Origin of the sequence: Pseudomonas sp. A-B-19 (genome assembly GCF_019947515.1) — a bacterium.
Taxonomy (GTDB): Bacteria; Pseudomonadota; Gammaproteobacteria; order Pseudomonadales; family Pseudomonadaceae; genus Aquipseudomonas.
Genome location: NZ_JAGYGN010000031.1, coordinates 61,429 through 67,428, shown reverse-complemented (window position 1 = coordinate 67,428; position 6,000 = coordinate 61,429). Strand labels below are relative to the sequence as shown.

The following is a 6,000-nucleotide window of genomic DNA, read 5'->3' as shown; positions in this document are numbered from 1 at the left end:
CAATTGTAGGAGCGAGCTTGCTCGCGATGGTCTCAAGGGCACCGGGCTCATCCAGAATGAACGCGTTATCGTTAACGTCCATCGCGAGCTCGCTGCCACAGGGGTTATGTGTCGATCACAAAATCCGCGGCAAATCGGATCAATTGGAGGAGCTTGCTCGCGATGGTCTCAAGGGCACCGGGCTCATCCAGAATGAACGCATTATCGTTAACGTCCATTGCGAGCTCGCTGCCACAGGGGTTATGTGTCGATCACAAAAACCGCGGCAAATCAGATCAATTGTAGGAGCTTGCTCGCGATGGTCTCAAGGACGCCGAGCTCATCCAGAATGAACGCGTTATCGTTAACGTCCATCGCGAGCAAGCTCGCTCCCACAGGGGTTATGTGTCGATCACAAAATCCGCGGCAAATCAGATCAATTGTAGGAGCTTGCTCGCGATGGTCTCAAGGGCACCGGGCTCATCCGGAATGAACGCGTGATCGTTAACGTCCATCGCGAGCTCGCTGCCACAGGGGTTATGTGTCGACCACAAAACGCGCGGCAAATCAGATCAATTGTAGGAGCCAGCTTGCTCGCGATGGTCTCAAGGGCACCGAGCTCATCCGGAATGAACTCGTTATCGTTAACGACCTTCGCTGCGATGCGGCGACCCGACAAGCCAGCTCCTACAAGAGAGCGTGCCGACGCTTTAAAAGTAAGGACCGAGTCGATTGACACCCGGGATGTCCGCCTGTCCCTGGGGTGGCGTCAAACTTGCCACCCACCTGAAACACCGCGATCACGGCGCTCAGGCCCGCGCCGACGATGATCCCGGATTTCATGGCTGCCGGTATGCAGGTGAACACTCGTCAGCCATGGCCGGGATGGCGTCCTCGGTCACGTACCCGCAGGGTGGCGGGCTGAGACATGCGGCTATCGAAGCCGAACTTGAGGCGCTGCAACCGATGCTGGCTGCAGCTTCCGTTTCCCGGATGCTGACAGTTCAGTTGGAAGAGTTGTTCAGCTGCTGAAGCTCAAGTTGCCTGGCAGCACTGGCTTCGAGGTTTGCACGCTCTTCATCCAGATACCGATAAATGCCTTGGAGGTTGGCGATTTTCTGTTTGATTTCCGCCATCTTCTTTTCAATCAGCTTAGCGCCGTCGGCACAATCGATCAGCTTGTTCCGCTGCGCATCCAGAATCTCGCCTATTTCCCCCAGGGAAAACCCCATGCTTTGCGCGCGCTGGATAAAGTCCAGATCCTGCAGGGTTTGCGCTTTGTAAACGCGATAGTTGTTAGTTCCCCGCAGCGGTGAGATCAGGCCGATTTGTTCGTAGTAACGCAGAGTATGGCGGCTGGCACCGCTGCGGGCCTCGAGTTCGCCGATTTTCATGAAAACACCGCTTGACTGTAGAGTTGGGTCGATAGTTTACGCTTGATTTCTTACCTTAACCAAGGAGCAGGGAAATGAGCGTGGAGTGCTTTGTCACGGGGGGTACCGGCTTCATCGGTCAACATTTGGTAGCGTACCTGAGTGCAAAAGGTCACACCATTCGGGTGTTGATGCGTCGCCCGGAGCGACTGGCTGCACTGCGCGAGCAAGTCGACAATCTGGGAGGGAACTCGACCCGGGTATTTGCCGTAGCTGGCGATCTGGAACGGGACAACCTCGGGCTGAGTCTTGCTGACCGAGAAGTGCTAAGGCACGCCAGAGTCATATTCCACCTGGGCGCCCACTTCGCATGGGGGCTTTCAGTGGCGCATTCTCGTGCGGTGAATGTGGAAGGGGCAAAGCGCGTGGCGCTGTTGGCGGCTGAGCAAAAAAGCCGGTTAGTGATGATCGGCGGCTACATGCTGAAAAATCATGAACATCTGCAACGCATCGGAATTGACCCTCGTCATCCGGAGCTGACGAATTGGCCTGCTGTCTACCGGCATGTCGGTGGTTACGAGGGGAGCAAGCTGGAGGCGCATTTTGCGACCTTGGAGGTCATGGCCGCCAAGGGCGGGGAGATTACCGTTGTCCACCCTGCGACGGTCTGTGGCCACAGCCGCACGGGGCATATCCTTGACGGTCAGCCGCTGGTGGAGCTGATACGCAACCTTGTCCAGGGAAAGCTGACTGCAGTACCCGGTACCGCCGAGCACTGGCTGCCACTGGTCACCGTGGATTACCTGGTTGAACTGGTGGCGGTTTGTGCTTTTGATCCTGCCATGGCGGGTCAGGAACTGCTGGCGCTTGATGACCAGACTCCCAACTTGCGAGAGCTCCTGGTACAGGTGGCAAAACCCGTTGGCGTAAAGTCTCCCAAGCATTACATTCCGCTGCGATTGCTGAAGTTGCTACTGAGCATTCCTCCCGTCGCGTGGTTTTTGAATACAAAACCCGAAGCCTTGGACTTTATCCAGACCACACGTTTTGATACAGCGGCGGTCGAGCAATTTGCCAACAGACATGGAATAGCCAAACCGGATATACGCCAGTCTCTGCAGCACACTGCAACGTTCGTCAACTCATATTGCATAGCCAAGGGCCGAACCTAAGGCCCGGGAGCTGGTACCTGGAAAATGGCCAGCTCTGCTGAAATAGTTGGCCTTCGGGTTCAAAAAGGCTTCGATAGATGACTTTGCCGGACGCATGGATAAAGAGCAGGATCAATGAGGTGAGGATTGACAGGCGAATGCAATCAGGTACGCAACTGGAATGCAGTTACGCACCTGAAAACTATTGGAGGTTGATTGACACTACAGAGAGACCTGACGAAATGCCGGATTAATGCAACAACGAGCGGCGCCTCGCATAGGCGAAGTAGATCACCAGGCCAATTGCCAACCACGCCCCGAATACCAGCCAGGTCGTCTGCTTGAGGAAGGTCATCAAGGTTACGCAGAACACGATGGCGAGCAACGGAACAGCGGGCACGCCCGGGCATCTGAATGCGCGAGGCAGATCGGGTCGGGTCTTGCGCAATACGATTACTGCCACCGAGATCAGGCTGAATGCGGCCAACGTACCGATATTGATCAGCTCGGCGAGGATGTTCAGCGGAATCAGTGCCGAGATCAGCCCGAAGACTATTCCGACCATCCAGGTGGCGAAAAATGGTGTGCCGAATCGTGGATGAACCCTGGAAAGGCGCTGGGGGAGCAGTCCGTCGCGCGACATCGCGTAGATGATCCTGGTTTGACCGTACGCCATCACCAGAATGACAGTCGTCATGCCAATGATTGCGCCTAAATCAACGAACCCGGCGACCCAGCTTTCACCGGCATGTTGCAACGCCAATGAGACCGGGTGATCAACGCCAAGGAATTGGGCATAGGGCACGATGCCGGTCATGATCATTGACACGACAACGTACAACACCGCACAAACGGCCAAGGAACCGATAATGCCGATGGGGAGGTCACGCGCCGGGTTTTTCACTTCTTCGGCGGCAGAGGAAACTGCATCGAAACCAATAAAAGCAAAAAAAACCAGGGCCGAAGCACTCAAAATGCCTTGGCCACCGAAGGGCGCGAAAGGTTGCCAGTTAGCCGGCTGAACATGTCGCACTCCAACGGCAATGAAGAGCAGCACCACGGCGATCTTGATCATCACCATCACGTTGTTTACGCGCGCGGATTCCTTGATGCCTATGGAAAGCATCCAGGTAACTGCCAGCATAATCACCAGCGCGGGCAGGTTGAACCAGGTTTCCACACCGGGCAAAGAGCCTGGAGCCGCCGTAAGCACAACCGGAAGATTCAGCCCAAATCCGCTCAGCAGAGACTGAAAGTAACCCGACCACCCAACAGACACCGCCGAACTGGCCAGTCCGTATTCGAGCATCAGATCCCAGCCGATCATCCAGGCCACCAACTCTCCCAGCGTCGCGTAGCTGTAGGTGTAAATCGAGCCGGCTACCGGTACAGATGAGGCGAACTCGGCATAACAGAGCGCTGCAAATGCACAGGCCAGTGCCGCCAACAGGAATGAAACCATGAGGGCCGGTCCCGCAGTCAATGCGCCGGTTCCGGTCAATACAAAGATGCCCGTCCCCACGATTGCACCGATACCAATCAGGACCAGATCCATCGGCCCCAGCACTTTTTTCAACCCGGAGGGAGCTCGGGCAGCAGCAATCATTGCGTCCAGGTCTTTTGTTCTGAAAATGCTCAATATTGCCTCCGTTGTTACTTGTTTTTATTGTCAGAGCCAGTGGCTTGGGTGTCGGAAACGACAAGAAATTGTATTTCAGTGCCTCGAAAATTAGCTTTCGAAACGGATCTGTATTTAATTATTTTCAGACGTTAATTATCCAAAATGTGTTCTTTATGTAATTTCCTTTCTAATATCTGTCGGTTCTGGAAATGGATGCTTGATCAAGGACCTGCGGGATAGGGCCAATCGCCTTGCCGCGTACTGATTGTTAAAAGGAGAGAACACATGGCGGAAATGGATAAGGTTGATCGTTCAATTCTGGAAATTCTGCAAATGAATGGTCGCCTGACGAACGCCGAGATCGCCGCTCGTGTCTGCCTGTCAGCGCCAGCCTGCTGGAAGCGCCTCAAGCGCCTGGAAGAGGAGGTGATTGTCGGGTATCACGCGCACTTGAACCCAAAGAGCATGGGGCTGGGACTTTTTGCTTTCATCAGCGTCACCCTCGATAGTCACTGCGAGGAAGCCATGGAGCATTTCGAAGCGGGCGTTCTGGCGCTTCCCAACATTATTGCCTGTCACAAAGTGTCGGGGAAATACGACTACCTCTTGCAGGTAGTCGTCAAAGACATGGAGGCATTCCATGAACTCGCCATGCACCGCATACGTACGCTGGGCAATATCAAGGAAATGTACACCGGGTTTTCGCTCAAGGAGATCAAGCACTGCAATACCTTGCCACTGTAAGTGCCGGGACTTGCCCCTTTCAGGACGAGTCAAGCATTATAAAAAACCCCGCCAAGAAATCCTGAGCGGGACTTAATGAGATGGCCAGCCTGACCGGGAAGCCCAGCAGGTTTACGCTTGCAGGGCCGGCATTCTATCTAACGACAAAGCAACGACAGGGACCGTCATCAATGCAATCGAGTTTCAGCAAAGGCGTCATGTTTGCACTCTGCGCCGCGGCACTTAACGCGACGATCGGTGTGCTTAGCAAAGTACTCATGAGTAATGGCTTCACTGCCAGCAGTGTGGCCCTCATCAAGACCCTGCTGGGTTGTCTGCTACTTTCGATCCTGTTGCTTTTCCTCAAGCGCCCGGCGTCTACGGCCAAATGGACTCAGGCGGCAATCTGCGCCTTCCTTGGCATCTTCGTGCTGTTTCACTTCGAAACGTCCGCCTATCGGCATTACGCTGCGGCAGGTGTAGTGGTGGTGCTGATGGCCAGTGCCTCGATTTCCTCGATCATCCTGGGGCGCATTGTCCTCAAGGATGCGATCACCGCGAACGCGACCGTGGGCGCCGCACTGGCCATCGCCGGAATCGCGGTGATCTTTGGCGCCGACCTGCAACAGGGCTTTACCCTGCAAGGCGCTGCGCTTGCCTCCATGGCCGGCTGCGGTTATGGGGCCTTTTCGGTTGCCATGAAGCAGATGGGCGTGTCCGGGGGGCTGCACCTCACCCGGCAATTGCTGTTTTTTGGCAGTCTGTACCTGCTGATGCCGGCTGCGGCCGATGGTTTCGTGATCGGCGAGCTGTCGCCAGTGGCGATCGCCGCACTGCTGGCGCTGGCCGCGCTGCCGACCATCCTCGGCTTCTTTTGCACCACCAAGGCCATCGAATATCTCAAGCCATCCCAAGTGCAGGCGCTGGAACTGACCGAGCCGCTGTTCGCCGCACTGCTGGCGTTTGTGGTGCTCAATGAAGTACCGCGCGAAAGCCTGTTTGCGGGAGCGGCACTGATCATCGTCGGGCTGTGTTTCTCCAATGAGCTGATCCGCCTGGGCGGTAAAGCCCCGGCCCCGACGGCTGAGTGAGCGATTGACGGGGCCATCGCTGGCATATTGACCTCAATGCCCCCGTCACTAACTTGCCGCCC

6 protein-coding genes are annotated in these 6,000 nt (G+C 55.7%); 4 read left to right on the top strand and 2 right to left on the bottom strand.

The genetic code is table 11. The features are described from left to right. Positions 1–723: 723 nt before the first annotated feature. Positions 724–1,011, top strand: coding sequence for a hypothetical protein (locus KGA81_RS25710; RefSeq protein WP_223549726.1), 288 nt, complete (start codon positions 724–726; stop codon positions 1,009–1,011). Here the strand turns inward: KGA81_RS25710 and KGA81_RS25705 are convergent. Continuing rightward, positions 984–1,373, bottom strand: a complete 390-nt coding sequence (locus KGA81_RS25705) for a MerR family transcriptional regulator (RefSeq protein WP_223549714.1) — start codon at positions 1,371–1,373, stop codon at positions 984–986. The two genes, KGA81_RS25710 and KGA81_RS25705, sit on opposite strands and share 28 nt — an antisense overlap. Before the next feature lie 74 nt (positions 1,374–1,447). Here KGA81_RS25705 and KGA81_RS25700 point away from each other — a divergent pair, with 74 nt between their 5' ends. After that, entirely contained in the window at positions 1,448–2,524 is a 1,077-nt protein-coding gene (locus KGA81_RS25700) for an SDR family oxidoreductase (RefSeq protein ID WP_223549712.1), read from the top strand. 229 nt (positions 2,525–2,753) lie between these two features. Here the strand turns inward: KGA81_RS25700 and KGA81_RS25695 are convergent, their stop codons facing one another. Further along, positions 2,754–4,142 (bottom strand): amino acid permease, encoded by a 1,389-nt coding sequence (locus KGA81_RS25695; protein ID WP_317850824.1) that lies wholly within the window; start codon positions 4,140–4,142, stop codon positions 2,754–2,756. 267 nt (positions 4,143–4,409) lie between these two features. Here KGA81_RS25695 and KGA81_RS25690 point away from each other — a divergent pair, with 267 nt between their 5' ends. Then, positions 4,410–4,868, top strand: a complete 459-nt coding sequence (locus KGA81_RS25690) for an Lrp/AsnC family transcriptional regulator (protein WP_223549710.1) — start codon at positions 4,410–4,412, stop codon at positions 4,866–4,868. A 170-nt stretch (positions 4,869–5,038) separates the two neighbouring features. Continuing rightward, positions 5,039–5,938 carry a DMT family transporter gene (locus tag KGA81_RS25685; RefSeq protein WP_223549708.1) on the top strand — a complete coding sequence of 300 codons (900 nt, stop codon included), beginning with the start codon at positions 5,039–5,041 and terminating at the stop codon, positions 5,936–5,938. Positions 5,939–6,000: the final 62 nt, after the last annotated feature.

Bases quoted from the DNA above. Each gene is read 5' to 3' on its own strand.
- KGA81_RS25710 (WP_223549726.1), top strand. From the start codon at position 724: ATGTCCGCCTGTCCCTGGGGTGGCGTCAAACTTGCCACCCACCTGAAA.
- KGA81_RS25705 (WP_223549714.1), bottom strand. From the start codon at position 1,373: ATGAAAATCGGCGAACTCGAGGCCCGCAGCGGTGCCAGCCGCCATACT.
- KGA81_RS25700 (WP_223549712.1), top strand. From the start codon at position 1,448: ATGAGCGTGGAGTGCTTTGTCACGGGGGGTACCGGCTTCATCGGTCAA.
- KGA81_RS25690 (WP_223549710.1), top strand. From the start codon at position 4,410: ATGGCGGAAATGGATAAGGTTGATCGTTCAATTCTGGAAATTCTGCAA.
- KGA81_RS25685 (WP_223549708.1), top strand. From the start codon at position 5,039: ATGCAATCGAGTTTCAGCAAAGGCGTCATGTTTGCACTCTGCGCCGCG.